Below are 16507 nucleotides of genomic sequence, written 5' to 3' on the forward strand. Positions count from 1 at the left end.
CCCCCACCACAGGGAAAGCATCTCATAGAAATTCGAAAGAAGCCGGATTCGGATTGACGTTAAAACCATCTCAACACCCTTATTAAAAAGCTAAATAATAAAAGCCTAAAACTGTCAGTTTTCAGGGATTCCACACAACTTGACAAAGAGCCACAAATAAAAGCCAGTCCGTGTGGACTGGCTTTTACTGTTGTCGATAAAGGTGGTAGGCAAATTCGACGACCTTCTTTTTGTTTTTCTTGGATAGTTTTAGATAAATGTTAAAAATATCTTTGGGGTCAATCAGGTATGTGTCTTCAACCGATAGGATCTTGGATAATTGCAAGACCTGCTGATAGGTTGGAATTTGGGCGCCGGATTCCCACTTTGCATAGAGCGATCGGGGGACAGCCAAAATTTGATAGATATCTTCCTGACGAAGGTTCAATTCTAAGCGACGTTTTCTTAATTTTTTACTGTCAAACATAGAGCTACTCCCCACTTTATACTCATTTCATTTCAATATCTGACCTTGTCAAGCCTCTCTATTTGAAATGATTCGAATTTCATTAGGTATGATATATTTTTTATTACTATAGCAAAATTTAAGTGTAAACACAATAAACAGAAAGATCTATTTTGAAGAAATATTAGAAAAAGGGATTGTGTTTTTTCTCATGGCCGATCGAAGTACTGGAACCATGACCTGGAAAAACCCGGTAGTGATCCGGAAGTGAAAAGAGCTGTTCCCGAATCGAGTTTAACAAGACCTGCTGATTTCCGGTTGGCAAATCCCAGCGGCCAATCGTTTCCTTGAAGAGGCAGTCGCCCGTCAGGACAGCCTCTTCCGCCTCCCAAACCAGGGAAATTCCGCCGATGGAATGCCCAGGAGTTGCTAGAACTCGAAACGAGAAATCACCGATGACCAGGTCCTGGCCAGTCTCAAAGAGGACTTCTGCAGGCTGACAGACAATATCTGGTAAATCTTGGTGGCGTCCCAATCCGGATAGGTTTTTGATCGGATCCAACAACCAATCGGCTTCCAGCGGGGAAACATAGACCGGTGGATGTTGATAGCGCTTGCGAATGGCTTCCAGGGAAAAAATATGGTCGTAGTGGGTATGGGTTAGAAAAATCGCACTTAAGGGCTTGTTTAAAGCCTGTAGTTGCTCCAGAATACGATCTAAGTCACTACCTGGGTCTACCAAAATGACAGAGCTTTCAGACTCTAAGTAATAGGTGTTTTCCCCTGCTAGGGGATTAAAGGATTGATGAATTGGCATAGAAACTCCTTTCTCTACCAGTATACCATGTTCAGCCGAAACTTTACGAGGATAGGGAGAGGAAACTGGAGGGACGACATCGGGGATTTTGGAGGCCCAGAAGAAAGACATTTTATAAAATTTTGACCAAATGAAGCTGGACTGCTATAATGTTCCATGTACTAAAATGAAAAATGGAGGAAGAGCATGAATACTCTACCAAATTGTCCAAAATGTAACTCTGAATATGTCTATGAAGATGGCCTCCTTTTGGTCTGTCCAGAATGTGCCTATGAGTGGGACCCAAATGCAGAAGTTGAGGAAGGACTTGTAGCCCTTGATGCCAACGGTGTGAAATTGGCAGATGGTGATACGGTAACCTTGATTAAGGATCTCAAGGTGAAAGGGGCTCCAAAAGATTTGAAACAAGGAACTAAGGTTAAAAATATCCGCCTGGTTGAAGGAGATCACAATATCGATTGTAAAATCGATGGCTTTGGAGCTATGAAATTGAAATCTGAATTTGTGAAAAAGGTTTAATTGTAGGATAAACAAGATTTATGCTCAGTTACCGGTTTCTCTTGTTGATCCTTTCGACCATTGGTATTAGTTTAGAAATCCTTGAAGATGGTTGGGGGATGTTGTTGTATTATACCCTTCAATCAAACATTCTGGTTTGGCTATTTCTTTACTATACTCTCTGGACTCGCTCCCAAAAACGAAGCCAGGGTTTTTACCGGGTTAAGGCTGGTGTGACCATGGCGATTTTAATCACCTTTGTGGTCTACCATGTTTTGCTAGCACCAGCGGCGGCTCCGGAAGATTTTTACACCTTGAAAAATCTCTTAGTTCATTATTTGGTACCTCTGGCCTTTGTTTCGGATACCTTGCTATGGGATCCGCCACGGCAATATCGCCTCTTTGATCCCTGGCTGTGGACCTTTTTCCCCATGTATTATCTAGGCCTAGCTCTGGTCAATGGTTTGGTTTTAAAATGGCCGATTCCAGGAGCTAAGCACAGTCCCTTTGCCTATTATTTCCTAGATGTTCATGAATATGGCCCGGCCTATGTCATCCGGCATGCAGCCGTTATTTTTGTGGCCTATTTGTTGGTTGCTTATCTTTTATGGGCTTTTAAACAAAAAAGATGGAAAAACCGTAAGAAGCTTGTTTAGTTTCTTGCAAAAAAGGTAAAAAAATGCTACCCTAATTCAAGAAAGTTTTCCTTTAATTCTGTCCCGTGAGGCAGGCAAGGAGAGTCAGATGGAAGAAACTGGGTACAGTTTATTTTGTGGAACCTCCTTGTATAAGGAGGTTTTTAGTTTGCAAAAAGGAGATTTGAGACATGCGGGTCAAAGAAGTTGTTGATGATGTGACACTGAAGCGGGCAATCACGCGCATCATTTATGAAATTATGGAGCGGAATAAGGATTTGGACCAATTGGCCTTGGTAGGGATTAAACGCAGGGGCGTTTATCTGGCCAAACGGATCCAAGAACGCTTGGAGCAATTGGAAGGGATCCAAATTCCCTTGGGTGAGCTGGACACCAATCCTTTTCGGGATGACCAAAAGGGAGGAGAGGATACCTCTGTGATTCCCTTTGATGTCGACAAGCGGAATCTCATTTTGGTAGATGATGTACTCTACACAGGCCGAACCATTCGGGCAGCCATTGACGCTCTGATTAGTCGCGGCCGGCCGAATAAGGTATCCTTAGCCGTTTTGGTGGACCGGGGGCATCGGGAACTGCCGATTCGGCCAGACTATGTTGGTAAAAACATCCCGACTAGCTCCAAAGAACAAATCTCTGTTCAGTTAACTGAGTTGGATGGCCAGGATTGTGTCCTGCTTAGTGAAAGTGAGTAGGAGTATTAAATGACAAAATCGGTTGTGGTGCTGACCGGTGCATCCAGTGGCATTGGTGAAGCTACAGCTCGGCTTCTGGCTCAAATTCCCAATTTATCGCTAGTCTTAGTGGCGCGGAACCAGCAAAAATTGGAGCAGATGGCCCAGGACTTGCAGCAAATGGGAGATCTAGAGGTGCTTGTTTATCCCTTGGATTTGACCCAGCTGGAGTCGATTCCAGACCTGGTTGAAGTAGTTCGGGCTAAGTTTGGGCGCTTGGATGTCTTGTTGCATGTCGCTGGTATGGGAGATTTCAAGCCAGCCTTGGAGCAGGAGTTGAAAAACGTAGAAACTCAGTTTCAAGTCAATACCTTGTCGGGGATTGTCTTGCTCCAAGCTGTTGGCCGCCAGATGGTGACGCAGGGCGAGGGTAAGCTCCTAGTGGTGGCCTCGATGTCAGCCAAGCTCCCGACCCCACAATCCTCGGTGTATGCAGCCAGCAAGAGTGCGATCAATACCTATGCCAGTGTTTTGGGGATGGAACTGGAACCCTTGGGAATCCCAGTAACGGTGGTCAATCCCGGTCCAGTCCGAACGCCCTTTTTTAAGCATAGCTCGGCCATGCAGGATTACATTAAAAATGTAGATCGCTTTGCGATGGATGCGGATCAGGTGGCTCAGAAGTTGGTGGATTTGGTGGTGCGGACTGGATCCATGCCAAGAGAGGTCAATCTGCCCTTTACTATGCGCCTGGCCTATCTGGGACAGCGCTTTTTTCCAGGACTGGCTCGCTGGCTGACCTTACGTTTCGCAAATTTTAAATAAAAACTACGAATGAACTAAATGGAAGGAGGGAAGTGATGATAAAAAGATTACTCATCTTGGAAAATGGTCGTGTCTTTGAAGGCCGGCCATTAGGAGCGGATCAGGATGTTACAGGCAATCTGATTTTATCCCATCATACCAGTGGACATCAGGAGATCATTTCCAATCAAACCTATAGTGGGCAGTTGCTAGCCTTTACTTACCCACGTATAGGCAATACCGGTTTTTATCGAGAACTAGATGAGTCCCTCCAACCCTCCTGTCGGGCCGTGATTGTGTCCGTTTATCGGCCCCAGAGTTCCTTCTGGAAGCAGGAACAAGACTTGGATGCCTATCTGAAAGCCAAAGGTATTACGGGGATTCAGGGGATTGATACCCGAGCTCTGGCGCGTATCTTGCAAAAAGAAGGCCCCCTGAAGGCGACCATAGCTGATGAAGGGGATAGTTTGCACCATATTTTAGACCAGCTGGTAGCGACGGTCTTGCCCAAGGATGATGCTCGCCAGGCCTCAACCCGGGCTCCCTTCCCAGTTCCTGGAGTCGGGAAGAATATTGTGCTCTTGGATTTTGGTGTGAAGCACGCCTTGCTGAGAGAGTTGTCCAAGCGTTCAAGCAATATTGTGGTACTCCCCTATGACACTCCCTTGGAAAAAATCCGTTTGTACCAACCAGATGCCATTGTGCTGTCTAGTGGACCAGGGGATCCCCGCTATTTGGGGACACCTGCCTTGCTGGAGACCTTATTGCAGCTCCAGGATTGTTATCCGGTCTTAGCGATTGGCTTGGGCCATTTGCTCTTGGCCTTGGCCAATCGGGCGGAGTTAGAGCAATTGTCCCAGCCTATAAGTGGACGTCATGCTCTCTATGAACCGCTCACCAACCAAGTTCTAATTGCGGATTATTACCATCAATACCCGATTAAGCGGAAGCAATTCCCCAAACATCTGTTGGCTACTCATGTGACCCTGGAACAGGACTATGTAATTGGTTATCGTCACCGCCGTCGTCCAGTCCTTTCAGTTCAGTTTTCCCCGGAGGGATCACCAGGCCCTCATGATCTGGTCTACCTACTGGATGAGTTTTTCGGTTTACTAGGGTAAGGAGGTCCTGTTTGAAAAAGTTAGTCTTGACACCAAGTGAATTAAATCAGAATCAGGAGCGAACCTTAAACCGTCTCTTGCAAAAAAACAAAAGCTGGCTTCATCATCCTTTTCAAGACTTAGAAGCCCTGCTGAAGGATTTGATGGAGCATCCTGATGCTACTATCTTTCCCTTGTTTTTAAACCGAGATTTGATTGATCTACTGATTGAGGTCCAGAAATTAGAGGTATGGCCTCAGATGCGGTCCAAATGGCATAGTTATCCAGCTAGTTCTCTAGAGTATCTCTTATATCCTGAACTGTTTCAGGCGCAACTGGAGCACCTAGGTTTGAATATGACCAAGAGCCAATTGATTTATGGTTGGGAGGATTTGCAGGAACGGTTAGAAGATCTGTCTTTTCCAGTCTTACTCCGAGACTCCCTACAGATGCATGGCCAGGAACCGATTACGGTTGGGAATACGGAGGAACTGCAAGCGGCTTATGAGTCTTTTCAGGACTTGGTGCTGCCCTTGCCCTACTATATCGAGAGTCCTATGAAAGGCTTACGAGAAATCGAATTAGTCCTGGTGCGGGATTCCTTTGATTCAAGTTTTGTGTTGGGAACGGCGGAGCATATTGAGCCTGTTGGCTTGCATCGTGATGATGCGACGCTGGTTTTTCCCGTACAAAGTTTGGCTGATTCAGCCCTACAATTTTTACGAAATTATTCGATTCGGCTAGCCCGAGGTCTGGGCCTCCAGGGGATCATCTCCTTACGCTTTGCCTGGAATCCCAAGAAGGAACAGGCCTTCCTCTTGCAAGTAGGTCTGGGATTGAATGACAGTGCGCTTATGATGAGTCAGATTCTACGCCTGCCTATGGCGGAACTGATGCTCCATATTTTAGAGGGAAAATCTGTTCAAAGCATGCCAGGCTGGAAAGCGGGTGAGCCAGCTATGGACTATTTGGTAGCTCGCTTTCCGCTGGACTTTAGCCAGGAGCTAGCCGGGGATAGTGGTCTTACGAGACAATCCACGGGGCAATTTTATGCCTATGCCCGCAATTTAGAGGCGACTCTGCTCAAGGGTCTGGCGGTCTTGGAAGCGCGGGTCGATTTTCCCTTGGAGCGCCTGAGCGAGGAAGATTTGATTGATCATTTGGTCCGTCAGCGTTCTGACCGCCTCCTTTATCTTTTAGAAGCCTTACGACGTGGCTTGTCTGTTGCCTATATTCAGGGACTCACGCATATTGATTCGCTCTTTTTAGAGGCTTTAAAAGGGGTTGTTAGCTTGGAAAAAGAATTGGCTGATAATCCAGGAGATTTAAACCAGCTGCGCCAAGCCAAGGCCTTTGGTTTATCCGATCGACGAATTGCCCAATTGTGGAAGGAGTCAGAAGAGGATATTTGGGACTTACGGGTGGCAGAAGGAATCCTCCCAACCTATAAAGAGATTGAAGGCTGGGTCGGTTTTGCAGTAGCCTATTATTCCAGCTATGAAATGGAGAATGAGGCCCAACAAAGTGTTCACCCCAGCACCGTTTTCCTCTATTCCGACCAGGATCCTTGGCTAGGACAAGACCTTTGGAAGGAATCTATTTTGGTGGGCAGCAATAGTCCCCTAGAAGTCGGCTTAAAGCAATACCTAGAGCCGTTGATTCCAGAACTAATTGACCAAGTCTTATTGTTAGAGGACCCGGATAAACTTTACGGCAGCCCTGAGATTCGGAGCTTAAACTTACGTAACTTCTATACCCGAGATGGATTTGATTAAAAAATTTTAAAGCTGTCAAGTTTTTTTCTTGACAGCTTTTTGAGAAGGTGTTAGAATAGCTATTGTTGAGTTTCCTTAACAAAAGAAAAAGTATTAGAAAAGAGAATTTATAAAATGGCAGTTAAAATCCGTTTGACTCGTATGGGTTCTAAAAAGAAACCTTTCTACCGTATTAACGTTGCAGATTCACGTGCACCACGTGATGGTCGTTTCATCGAAACAGTTGGAACTTACAACCCACTTGTAGAAGAAAACCAAGTAACTCTTAAAGAAGAGCGCGTTTTGGCATGGTTGGAAAATGGTGCGCAACCATCTGACACAGTACGTAACATTCTTTCAAAAGCTGGAATCATGAAGAAATTCCACGAGTCAAAATACTCTAAATAAAAAGGTTAGCTTATGGACACGATTGAAAATCTCATTATTGCAATTGTGAAACCCTTGATTTCACATCCAGACCAATTAACGATTCGTATCGAAGATACGCCTGAGTTTCTGGAGTATCATCTAGACCTGCATTCATCAGATGTTGGTCGTGTGATCGGTCGGAAAGGTCGGACTATCTCCGCGATAAGGACGATTGTTTATTCGGTCCCAATTGATTCAAAAAAAGTTCGGATTGTGATTGACGAGCAAGATTAGTTTTGCTTTTAGTCATCCGAGTATTTGAAGAAGCTATTTTGGGAGTGGGACAGAACTAAATTTGAAAAAATGTAGTTTATTCGCTTTCTTAATTTCTTGGCTCAGGTTGAAAAGGTTCCCCGAACCTACCTCGCGTCCGTATTTTTAGGCTCGGGTGAAAAAGGTCTTCAAGACCTTTTCCATCCCACTCCCGCAAGGCTAATTAGGCCCTCTTCCGAGCTTGAAAAGCGAACGATTGGAGTTTGCTTCGCAAACAAGATTTGGTACTCTCTAACAGCATACAATGCTGTTAGACCCAATCAGCTACTGTGTCAAAGGCATTTTGTTAACCAAAGTTAGTGAGGCTAGACTTTTGTCCCAGCCTCTTTTTTCGTAAAAATGGAGAAAAAGATGGAGTATCTAAACGTTGGAAAGATCGTCAATACCCAAGGGTTACAGGGAGAGATGCGGGTCTTATCCGTGAGTGATTTTTCAGAAGAGCGCTTTAAAAAAGGCAATCAATTGGCCTTGTTTGATCCCCAGGATCAATTTGTCCAAATGGTAGAAATTCATAGCCACCGCAAGGTTAAGCAATTTGATATTATCAAATTTAAGGGGATGTACCATATCAATGACATTGAGAAGTACAAAACCTACAGCTTAAAAGTTGCAGTTGAAGACCTCAGCGAATTAGAAGAAGGCGCTTTTTACTACCATGAAATTATTGGCCTCCCTGTTTATGAAGGGGACCAATTATTAGGAGAAATTAAAGAAATCCTGCAGCCAGGAGCCAATGATGTCTGGGTAGTGAAACGCAAGGGGAAGAGTGATTTGCTTCTCCCTTATATTCCGCCAGTTGTTTTGGAGGTCGATCTGGAAGCTGGTCGTATCTTGGTTGAGGTACCGGAAGGACTAGATGATGAGAATTGATATTTTGACCCTGTTTCCGGAAATGTTTTCGCCCCTCGAGCATTCGATTGTTGGCAAGGCTCGGGAGAAAGGCTTGTTAGAGATTTCTTACCACAATTTCCGGGAATCGGCAGAAAAGGCCCGCCATGTGGACGACGAGCCCTATGGGGGAGGTCAGGGGATGCTCTTGCGGGCGCAGCCAATTTATGACGCAATTGAAGCTATTCCAGGACGAGACAAGGCACGGGTCATTCTATTGGATCCAGCTGGTCGCTCCTTTGATCAGGCCTATGCCGAGGAGCTGTCCCAGGAGGAAAATCTAATCTTTATTTGTGGCCATTATGAGGGCTATGACGAGCGGATTAAGCCCTTGGTAACCGATGAGATTTCCTTGGGGGATTATGTCCTCACAGGGGGCGAATTGGCTGCCATGACCATCATCGATGCGACAGTCCGCCTGGTACCCCAGGTGATTGGCAAGGAAAGCAGTCATACAGACGATAGTTTTTCGTCCGGTCTTTTGGAGTATCCTCAGTACACACGGCCTTATGATTTTCGAGGGATGACTGTACCAGACATTTTGATGAGTGGTCACCACGAGCATATTCGCCAATGGCGTCTTTTTCAAAGTTTGAAAAAAACTCTAATAAGGCGACCAGATCTGTTGGAGAGTTATTCTCTAAGCAAAGAAGAAGAGAAATTTTTGCAGATGATTCAAGAAAATCGAGAAATTGAGGAATTGTTCTAGTAAGTGGTAAGAGTTTTTAGAATAGAATAGACAAAAATATTATAGGAGAGTAGATTCATCTACTCTCTTTTTTTGTTCGATAAAAAATTGAAAGGAGGTTAGAAAATGAACAATCTTGAAATTGTTATGACTTTGTCTACTTTGAGTATTCATGAAGTAATAGTCCATGAGCCAATGGAAAAAGATTTAGACGAATCTGTTTCTATTGCTGATGATTTACTTGAAGAACCTGTAGACAGCTGGTATCAGATGGATATGTTTGAAGATCTGGATATACCTTTTGTTTTTTGAAAGAATGCTTAGTTTGTGTTTCTGATAAAGGAGAATAGATTATGAGCAACTGTTTCTATCAGAAGTTATTAGAGAGTGAGCCTCTAGGTTTTATTGATCCTTTTAAGGATCTAGGAGATTTTGATTCTGTTCAGATGAAGTTTAAAGAACCAGTAAGTCATCTCATCAATAAATATTCAGGCCAACCTTACAGTTTAAGTTGGCAAAAAAAGATTGAGGAGATGCGCTCTCTCTACATTCTTTATCAGAAGAGTTTACAAAATGAAGATGTCAAACTTGAGTTACATTCTCGTGTTAGAAGTCAGAAGAAGAAAGATCATGTTAACGAGATTGTGACTACTTACTTATCACTTGGATTTCGTTTTCGGGAAATTGAATCGAAGGTGTCTCTTACGAATACTCGATTGCGTAGAAATTGGTCAAGGAGTCAATTTGTAAAGACAGCGGAGCCACAGTTTTATTTTAAAAAGGATTTAAAGGCGGGCTTTGCTGAACCTTCATCTGTTCTTCCGAAGAGTTTAAAAATTAATTTAGATTGAGATTGATATGAATTTAGACCTATGTTACAAGACAATCCTTAAAGATGGCTTACGAGATCATAAGTATAAAAACAGCCATTTGCAGCCTGTCAGATCAGATCCTGAGATGCGAGGAGCTATCTTTGCTTACCGTTCTAAGAAACACATGATTCAAGCACGAGGACTAGTGTTGACGTCTGTTGAAGGTTTATCAGAGAATAATGGGGATTTTACTCATTGGACCCCAAATGTTTACCGTTTTGGTTCTTATAGTGATGAGAAGAGACAGATTACCTGTGGGCATTCTGAAGAGAATCTGCGTCAAATCAATACTTTCTACATTGACTTTGACATTGCTTCTTCAGCTGAAGAAATGACTGTTGGAGATATTTTAACGGCATCACTGGACCTGGGCTTTATGCCAACCCTTATCCTAAAATCGGACCATGGCTACCAGGCTTACTTTGCGCTAAAAGAAGCTGCCTATGTAACTAGAACTTCAAAATTCCAGGTAGTTAAAGTTGCGAAAGCTATTTCTCAGAATCTACGAAACTATTTTGCAGAAACACTACCAGTTGATTTAACCTGTAATCACTTCGGAATTGCACGAATCCCATCAGAAGAGAATGTTGAATTTTTTGATGCAGATTATATGTATTCCTTTCAAGAGTGGTTGGAATGGTCTATGAAGCAGTCTGAGCTGCCTTTTCCAAAGAAAAAATCTAATTTAAGCGTGATTAGTGGAACAAAGGGAATCAAGCAGATTGATGAGCCATGGTACCAGTTACTACTTCAACAAGGGGAAATTAAGGGACATAAGGACTTGATGGGACGGAATAATGCTCTATTTACCCTAGCGCTTGCCAATTTCTCAAGTGGTATCTCCCAGGTCGATTGTGAGGACGTTTTGGGGAAATTCAATGGACGATTGCTTGAGCCTCTCTCAAATTCTGAACTGGAGAAGATTATTCGGTCTGCTTACTCAGGGAAGTATGAGGCTGCTAATAGAGACTATATTCTAATCTTGTGCCGTTCCTGGATTCGTGACGATATAAGGAAATCAGAGTTGTTTATAACGCAAGGCTGGTATAAATTCAAGAAGAAGAGGAGTCTGAGAAAGAACAGCCATCTTCATGAGTGGGAAGCAGATGTTATGGCTTATTTGAATCAGCTAGAGGTTTCTCAGGATCCGTTTCTACAGACGACAAAGAAGAAGATGAGGGAAGAGATAGGTGTCCCAGAGCGCTCTTTTGACAAGGTTTTAAACTCGTTAAAAGAGAAACATAAAATTCTTTTTACTGTGAAAGCAGGGCGTAACGGTGGCCTTAGAATTGCCTCGGTTAAGAGCATAGCACTTGCCTTTATTCAGGCGAAGAAGGAAGCTCAATCAGCTTATTTGCAGGCTATTGCTGCTTACTTTGAAGAGACTGTGGAAGTGGTTACGGCGATTGTTAGAAGGGTTAAAGGAGGTTTTACTTATGAAGAATCGAGTTTGTTATTTGAGGTTGACACAGGGTAGAATTTAAACCCGCAAAGTGCCATTACATTATATCTAGGATACTGGACCAGTATTTTTAAAGGCTGGTTTTAGAAAAATAGGTTGCTGTTTTATTTAGAAAGGAATGATTTGATGAAATACGCTATTTTTAGTTTTGCAGAAGGTGATTATTTGTTTGATGAGAATAATTGTCTCTTGGTTTTTGAAAGCAAGGGTCTAGCCTATCAGTACATGAAAGCAAGATTTAGAAAGCCAGAACCGATTCAACGAACAAAGAGAGTGATTCAGTTTACTGAGTTTTATCAAGCTCCATTTCGGATTCAAAAGGTATGTTAGGAGGAGACTGATATGGCAGATGTGAAAATTGTACGTGCTTATTACCTTACAGCAGTTGGCCAGGAATCTTTGGCTTATCATTTCAAAGTTAAGAAGGGAACTCCTGAATTTGAGATGATTAAGCCAGGTGATATTGCTGTTTCTTTTTATCGAACGGATGAAGCTATTACGAGCATTCCAGCATTGCTCAGAGTAGATGGTGTTATTGGAACAGATCGGCGAGTGAAAGATTTTTTAAGGGGTGAGAAGAAGGATGGGGTTCCTATGTTACCGATTGTTAGAATCTATGAACATTTTGACCCGTTGGAGTTCAATAAGATGAATCAGGTATTTGCTGATTTCACGGAGGAATTGAGAAGCTATACGAGACAGTCTATGGTCCAGGGAGATTTATTTGAGTTTGAGGAGAAGGGGTGAATGGAGTGAAAGATAACTGGATGATCGTAAAGCTTACGCTTGTTTCATTGGTTGTGCTTGTGTTGGGGAGCTTGGCACTGATAGGTGGAAATTTGCTGGTTTCTGAGTATCTTGTTAGGGACTATGATTCTCGTTTAACAGAAAGAGTTTATGTGGATTCAGTGGAGAAAGAGACATCTAATTTGGTCTTTTACAAAGAGGGTTGTCCGTATTGCCAAGCAGGCAAACAAGCCATTATAGAAGCAGCACAGGCTAGCGATATTCCAACATTCTATATCAATGTTGATACGGAAGACGGACAGTTCTTGGTTAAAAAATATAAGGTCGAAAGAGCTGCTTCATTGGTTCGGATCCGTGAAGGAAAATCAGAGGTAGTAGAGTATGCTTATGACAATTCTTCTGGTCAAATTGAAGTTAATCGAGCCTCTTTGCGTAAATTGATGAAGTAGTGAGGAGGAGAAAAACTATGATTGAAGGAATGAAAAATTGGTTGGCCAAAGTGAGACAAGGGCGGTTAGTTCGACTAATTTTAGCCATAAGAACCTGGTTTCAAGAGAATATTATCAAGCGAAAATTATTAATTTTTTCGGTCTTGTTTGGAACTTGGATGTGTTTATTGCTGGGAGCTATCTATTCTCCTCAAAAACTTGTTTACACGGATGAGCAGCTAAAAACAAAGCAGTCCTTTGTAAATGGTACAGGAGAAATTCGTCTAACAAATCAACTCTATTCTCCAAGTACAGGGATCATTGTTTTGCAATTTGAAACAAAGGATGCCACGTCTCCCATCAATCGAGGAATTGATACGAAACGGTTAGAATGGAATTTATATGCTCGAAATAAATCAGCCGACACGACCATGGAGATTATCCCAATCACAGACGATAAAATCTCTGTTATTTTGAAAAATGTTCCTAAAAACTTTGATGCTTACGCTATTGATGTGACTAATAAAACTGTTTCTACAAGCTCCATTGATGTCAGCATTGCAGCATCTTCTAATGATGTTCTTACAACAAAAAAAGAAGATACGGCGAAGGAAAATGTTGTTCAATTCTATGTGGCGATGCAGAATAAACAGCTGCAGAGAAAGGAAATTCAAGATGTTTCTCGGGAAGAATTTGCCCTCTCAGAAATTGCAGAAGAACGATCTTTTCAAGAGCAGCAGATTAAAAAGTTGAAGAACTCCATTGTGCTTCTTGAGGCAGCTATTGAAGATGATGAATCACGTCAAAAAGGATTGGAGAAGGAAGCTCAGTATTTGACTGGTGATGAGTTGAGTGAAGCTCAAAGAGATATGAACTTGTTGGAAAGTAACATTGAGGTGAAACAAAATTCCATCCGAACAGCTGAGAATAACATTGGTAAACTGAGAGAAAAAGTTGAGAGTTTGAAAAAAAGAGAAGCTGCCGTTAAAGATGGGACATTTGAATTTTTAAGTCCGATTGAGACCGTAGAGATGAAATAGTTTGGGAGGAAATTGTATGAGAGGTTTCGCACATAAACGGAGATTGTTCAAAAAAAATGGTCTGAAATTATCTCTTGTTTGTAGTTTACATTGGCTGTTTAGGTTTGTGGTGACAGCTCAGCGTTATTTCTTTTATGGAGTATTGGTGGTTTTGATGACATCTCCCATGTCCCATGATTTGCGAGAAATGGCAGTGTATATTTTTGTGATTTTACTTTTGGTTAAGTGTTTAGAAAATTTACTTCATGTAGGTTTATCAAGTGATCCGATGAGGCTAAGAATTTTCTTTCAATCTGTAATGGCCTTAGTATTTTTTGTAGCAGGAAGCAGTTCTGTTTATCAAGATCATTTTTCCGCATTGGTACTGAATCGTTTGATTCTGCTATGTCTAATGAACCTAGTTGGAGGACGACTAGTGGATGTTTTTCAATCAAAACTATTTGAGAGTTACCTCTTCCAAAAAGTGATTGACAAAGAGTACCTAAGGAATGGAAAAACAGTAGAAGATTTGCCTCCCGAATCTTCACTTCATGTGGATGTGGAGGAAAGGGATGCGGATAAGCGGATGAGAAGGATTAATCAGAATGTGGTGAAACAAGACTATCAGGGAATTGTAGAATTGTCATTTTTGAATAGAGAAGTAAGAACTGAAATTGGCTCAAAAGTAGTTTGGTCAAGAAGAGCACCTGAACGAGTTTTTCAAGATAGTGCTGTTCAGTATTATCTTGTTTTTAAAGTCTATCCATTTGGATTTGAGAGACTCAGTTATACCTTGATTATAGTCAAAGTTAATCAAAACAAGACTTTCAGATTTCCCCCTGACTTGTCCGCTTAAATTCAGAAAAACGATTATCCCTTATACTAAAATTATCACAGTAAAGGAGGCCATCAAATGGCAAAAAAAGATCTTAAAAAAATTGATTTAGAGTTGGAAGAAGCAAAGAAAAAAGTTGTTTTACTGGAACAGGAGAAAAAGCTTGCGGAAGAAAATTTTCAAAAACAAATCGGTAAAATTTACGTTCAGATTCAACTGAAAAACAACCGAGATTTGTCTTATGAACAAATTTTGGAGGACTTAAAAACGGAATGGGCAATCATTAAAGAAGAAGAAAAAGCAAGACGGGAAGCTGCCAAAAGAGAGCGAGAAGAACGACAACATCATGAGGAAATGAATCCAATGTAACATGGTCCAAGATACTCAAATCAGCAATTTCATAAGGTGTGTGTAGGTGTGTCCTTCATGTGTGTTTATGTGTGTGCTAGATTAAAAATGTGTGTGTAGGTGTGTAACCTATGTGTGTGTAAGTAGGCGTAGCCGAGAAAATTGGGGACATCGGAAACGTTGATACTATCAACATATCACGACTAGTGATATCAGTTTCCCTTATGCTCTTTTCTAGGTTTACGCCTACCTTTTAGATGTGTGTTTAGTTCACACATAGTGTGTGTAGGTGTGCGTTTCGAAAGAAGAAGATTTAGAGGAATATGGCAGTAAAGAAAACGGAATTAAAAATTCGTGGGCTAACTTACCAAGAAGTGGATTATCTAAAGTCTCTTGCGAGTGAAGCAAAAGTAAAATCATTTAATGAATTTTTGCTCGGTATGTGTCGAGAAAAAATTGAGAAAGGAAAATTCAATTTGGTGGAGTCTAATTATTTGGCCCACTTAGAAAATATGAAATTGACCTCGGACCATATTTTATTTTTGACTCAGAAACAGACAGATCAATTGTCAGATTTTGAGGAGAAAATGGCTCGGTATACAGATCATATTTCTCGTTGGTTGGAATATGAAGGGGAGGTGGAAAGTAGTGGCTAAAAATTTTATTATTCGTAACGTTCCTGAGAATGTATTCTCTCAATTACAGATGATGGAGAAGGAACATGATTATCCTTCCTTCAACGAATTTATGTTGGCCCAAGTCCAGCGTATTGTCGAAAATAATGGATTGGATTTGTATGATAATCAGTTTGCGGAAACTTTGGCAGATATTAAGGAACAACAAAAAAAGATTTTGGATTTGTTGCTGAAAAATGAAATTAAGTTGTTAGCCTTTAGTGCCAAGCAAGATATTATTGAAGAGCTGACGGTGGACTGGTTGCGATTTATGGATGATGTGGATGCCCTAGCTGCTGAAAGACAAGCAAGAGGTGATGGATGAAGAAGCATAAATTTTTATTAGTCAGTATTTGCTTTCTTTTGATCTTATTAGCACAGCCACAAAATTTCATTTTCTTACGGAATCTGTTTACTTACCAAAATTTAGCGAGTCAATTAAATCTGTCTGATTCTCCTGAAGAAAAAAATTCAGGTTCAGATAGTGCTCATCAAAGACAGAATGAGGACTTAAAATCAAAAGTATTTGATGGTCAAAATCAAGTACTTGTGGTGAATGAGGTGGCTCAGTTTAGGACAGAAGATCTGAGTTTGGAAAATGGTTCTTGGGAGAAGTATAGTGATCTGGACTCCTTAAATCGTGTGGGTGTTGCGGAAGCGATGTTGGGGCAGGAACTGATGCCGACTAGTGATCGTGAAGATATTTCATCAGTGATTCCAACTGGCTGGAAAAACAAGAGGATTGTATTCAATGGGAAACAGGATTATTTGTATAATCGTTCTCATTTGATTGCTTTTCAATTAGGTGCTGAGAATGCAAATGTGAGAAATCTGTTTACAGGAACCCGTGCTCTTAATGCAAACTTTGAAGATGAAAAATCTTCGATGGTCTATTATGAAAACAGCATCGCAAATTATATAGTAGAATGAAACAAAAACCGCACATTTTGTGCTATACTATTTTTATGGCATATTCAGTAGATTTTCGTGAAAAAGTTCTTTCATATTGTGAGAATATTGGCAGTATTTCTGAAGCAGCAACTGTTTTCCAAATTTCTCGTAATACCATTTATCAATGGATTAAATTAAAAGAGAAAAC

The 16507-nt window shown here is 41.6% G+C and carries 24 protein-coding genes and 1 pseudogene; 23 read left to right on the forward strand and 2 right to left on the reverse strand.

Going from position 1 to position 16507, the window contains the following annotated elements:
• Positions 1-184 precede the first annotated feature (184 nt).
• Positions 185-466: a helix-turn-helix domain-containing protein gene (locus E5983_RS05060; protein WP_160332823.1), complete on the reverse strand. Its 282-nt coding sequence runs from the start codon at positions 464-466 to the stop codon at positions 185-187.
• A gap of 163 nt (positions 467-629) precedes the next feature.
• On the reverse strand, positions 630-1262 hold the full coding sequence (locus E5983_RS05065; protein WP_160332824.1) for an MBL fold metallo-hydrolase: 633 nt from the start codon (positions 1260-1262) through the stop codon (positions 630-632).
• Positions 1263-1448: 186 nt separating this feature from the next.
• On the opposite strand from E5983_RS05065, the gene E5983_RS05070 reads away from it, so the two are divergent.
• The 23 genes and pseudogenes from E5983_RS05070 to E5983_RS05180 all read left to right on the forward strand — a co-directional run.
• Positions 1449-1781 carry a zinc ribbon domain-containing protein YjdM gene (locus E5983_RS05070; RefSeq protein ID WP_160332825.1) on the forward strand — a complete coding sequence of 111 codons (333 nt, stop codon included), beginning with the start codon at positions 1449-1451 and terminating at the stop codon, positions 1779-1781.
• A gap of 20 nt (positions 1782-1801) precedes the next feature.
• On the forward strand, positions 1802-2416 hold the full coding sequence (locus E5983_RS05075) for a Pr6Pr family membrane protein (RefSeq protein ID WP_160332826.1): 615 nt from the start codon (positions 1802-1804) through the stop codon (positions 2414-2416).
• Between the two features lie 170 nt (positions 2417-2586).
• The gene (gene pyrR / locus E5983_RS05080; protein WP_160332827.1) at positions 2587-3108 is read left to right on the forward strand and encodes a bifunctional pyr operon transcriptional regulator/uracil phosphoribosyltransferase PyrR; all 522 of its coding nucleotides are present in this window, start codon (positions 2587-2589) and stop codon (positions 3106-3108) included.
• A 9-nt stretch (positions 3109-3117) separates the two neighbouring features.
• Positions 3118-3912 (forward strand): SDR family NAD(P)-dependent oxidoreductase, encoded by a 795-nt coding sequence (locus tag E5983_RS05085; RefSeq protein ID WP_160332828.1) that lies wholly within the window; start codon positions 3118-3120, stop codon positions 3910-3912.
• Positions 3913-3947: 35 nt separating this feature from the next.
• Positions 3948-5012, forward strand: a complete 1065-nt coding sequence (locus E5983_RS05090) for a carbamoyl phosphate synthase small subunit (RefSeq protein WP_160332829.1) — start codon at positions 3948-3950, stop codon at positions 5010-5012.
• A gap of 11 nt (positions 5013-5023) precedes the next feature.
• Positions 5024-6766 (forward strand): ATP-binding protein, encoded by a 1743-nt coding sequence (locus tag E5983_RS05095; RefSeq protein WP_160332830.1) that lies wholly within the window; start codon positions 5024-5026, stop codon positions 6764-6766.
• 114 nt (positions 6767-6880) lie between these two features.
• On the forward strand, positions 6881-7153 hold the full coding sequence (gene rpsP / locus E5983_RS05100; RefSeq protein ID WP_160332831.1) for a 30S ribosomal protein S16: 273 nt from the start codon (positions 6881-6883) through the stop codon (positions 7151-7153).
• Positions 7154-7165: 12 nt separating this feature from the next.
• Complete coding sequence (locus tag E5983_RS05105; protein ID WP_160332832.1) at positions 7166-7408, forward strand: KH domain-containing protein; 243 nt, start codon at positions 7166-7168, stop codon at positions 7406-7408.
• A 390-nt stretch (positions 7409-7798) separates the two neighbouring features.
• Positions 7799-8317, forward strand: coding sequence for a ribosome maturation factor RimM (gene rimM / locus E5983_RS05110; RefSeq protein ID WP_160332833.1), 519 nt, complete (start codon positions 7799-7801; stop codon positions 8315-8317).
• Entirely contained in the window at positions 8307-9044 is a 738-nt protein-coding gene (trmD, locus tag E5983_RS05115) for a tRNA (guanosine(37)-N1)-methyltransferase TrmD (protein WP_160332844.1), read from the forward strand. The genes rimM and trmD overlap by 11 nt, the downstream gene beginning before the upstream one ends.
• Positions 9045-9149: 105 nt before the next feature.
• Positions 9150-9335: a hypothetical protein gene (locus E5983_RS05120; protein ID WP_160332834.1), complete on the forward strand. Its 186-nt coding sequence runs from the start codon at positions 9150-9152 to the stop codon at positions 9333-9335.
• Between the two features lie 38 nt (positions 9336-9373).
• Entirely contained in the window at positions 9374-9874 is a 501-nt protein-coding gene (locus E5983_RS05125) for a modification methylase Sau96I (RefSeq protein WP_160332845.1), read from the forward strand.
• Between the two features lie 7 nt (positions 9875-9881).
• The gene (locus E5983_RS05130) at positions 9882-11372 is read left to right on the forward strand and encodes a primase C-terminal domain-containing protein (RefSeq protein ID WP_160332835.1); all 1491 of its coding nucleotides are present in this window, start codon (positions 9882-9884) and stop codon (positions 11370-11372) included.
• A 111-nt stretch (positions 11373-11483) separates the two neighbouring features.
• Entirely contained in the window at positions 11484-11687 is a 204-nt protein-coding gene (locus tag E5983_RS05135) for a hypothetical protein (RefSeq protein WP_160332836.1), read from the forward strand.
• Positions 11688-11699: 12 nt separating this feature from the next.
• Positions 11700-12104, forward strand: coding sequence for a hypothetical protein (locus tag E5983_RS05140; RefSeq protein ID WP_160332837.1), 405 nt, complete (start codon positions 11700-11702; stop codon positions 12102-12104).
• Positions 12101-12553: a thioredoxin gene (locus E5983_RS05145; RefSeq protein WP_331251092.1), complete on the forward strand. Its 453-nt coding sequence runs from the start codon at positions 12101-12103 to the stop codon at positions 12551-12553. Before E5983_RS05140 ends, E5983_RS05145 begins: the two co-directional genes overlap by 4 nt.
• Before the next feature lie 17 nt (positions 12554-12570).
• Positions 12571-13572 carry a hypothetical protein gene (locus tag E5983_RS05150; protein ID WP_160332838.1) on the forward strand — a complete coding sequence of 334 codons (1002 nt, stop codon included), beginning with the start codon at positions 12571-12573 and terminating at the stop codon, positions 13570-13572.
• Positions 13573-13588: 16 nt separating this feature from the next.
• The gene (locus E5983_RS05155) at positions 13589-14407 is read left to right on the forward strand and encodes a hypothetical protein (RefSeq protein ID WP_160332839.1); all 819 of its coding nucleotides are present in this window, start codon (positions 13589-13591) and stop codon (positions 14405-14407) included.
• A 57-nt stretch (positions 14408-14464) separates the two neighbouring features.
• A complete protein-coding gene (locus E5983_RS05160) occupies positions 14465-14755 on the forward strand; it encodes a hypothetical protein (RefSeq protein WP_160332840.1) in 291 nt (96 codons plus the stop codon).
• A gap of 302 nt (positions 14756-15057) precedes the next feature.
• Complete coding sequence (locus tag E5983_RS05165; protein ID WP_160332841.1) at positions 15058-15390, forward strand: hypothetical protein; 333 nt, start codon at positions 15058-15060, stop codon at positions 15388-15390.
• On the forward strand, positions 15383-15733 hold the full coding sequence (locus tag E5983_RS05170) for a hypothetical protein (protein WP_331251093.1): 351 nt from the start codon (positions 15383-15385) through the stop codon (positions 15731-15733). The genes E5983_RS05165 and E5983_RS05170 overlap by 8 nt, the downstream gene beginning before the upstream one ends.
• A pseudogene (locus E5983_RS05175) lies at positions 15730-16335 on the forward strand (DNA/RNA non-specific endonuclease); the annotation flags it as partial. The gene E5983_RS05170 and the pseudogene E5983_RS05175, both read left to right, overlap by 4 nt.
• Before the next feature lie 38 nt (positions 16336-16373).
• Positions 16374-16507 (forward strand): IS630 transposase-related protein (locus E5983_RS05180; RefSeq protein ID WP_160332216.1); only part of this gene is annotated, 134 nt, incomplete at its 3' end.

The organism is Streptococcus danieliae (assembly GCF_009767945.1).
GTDB lineage: Bacteria > Bacillota > Bacilli > Lactobacillales > Streptococcaceae > Streptococcus > Streptococcus danieliae.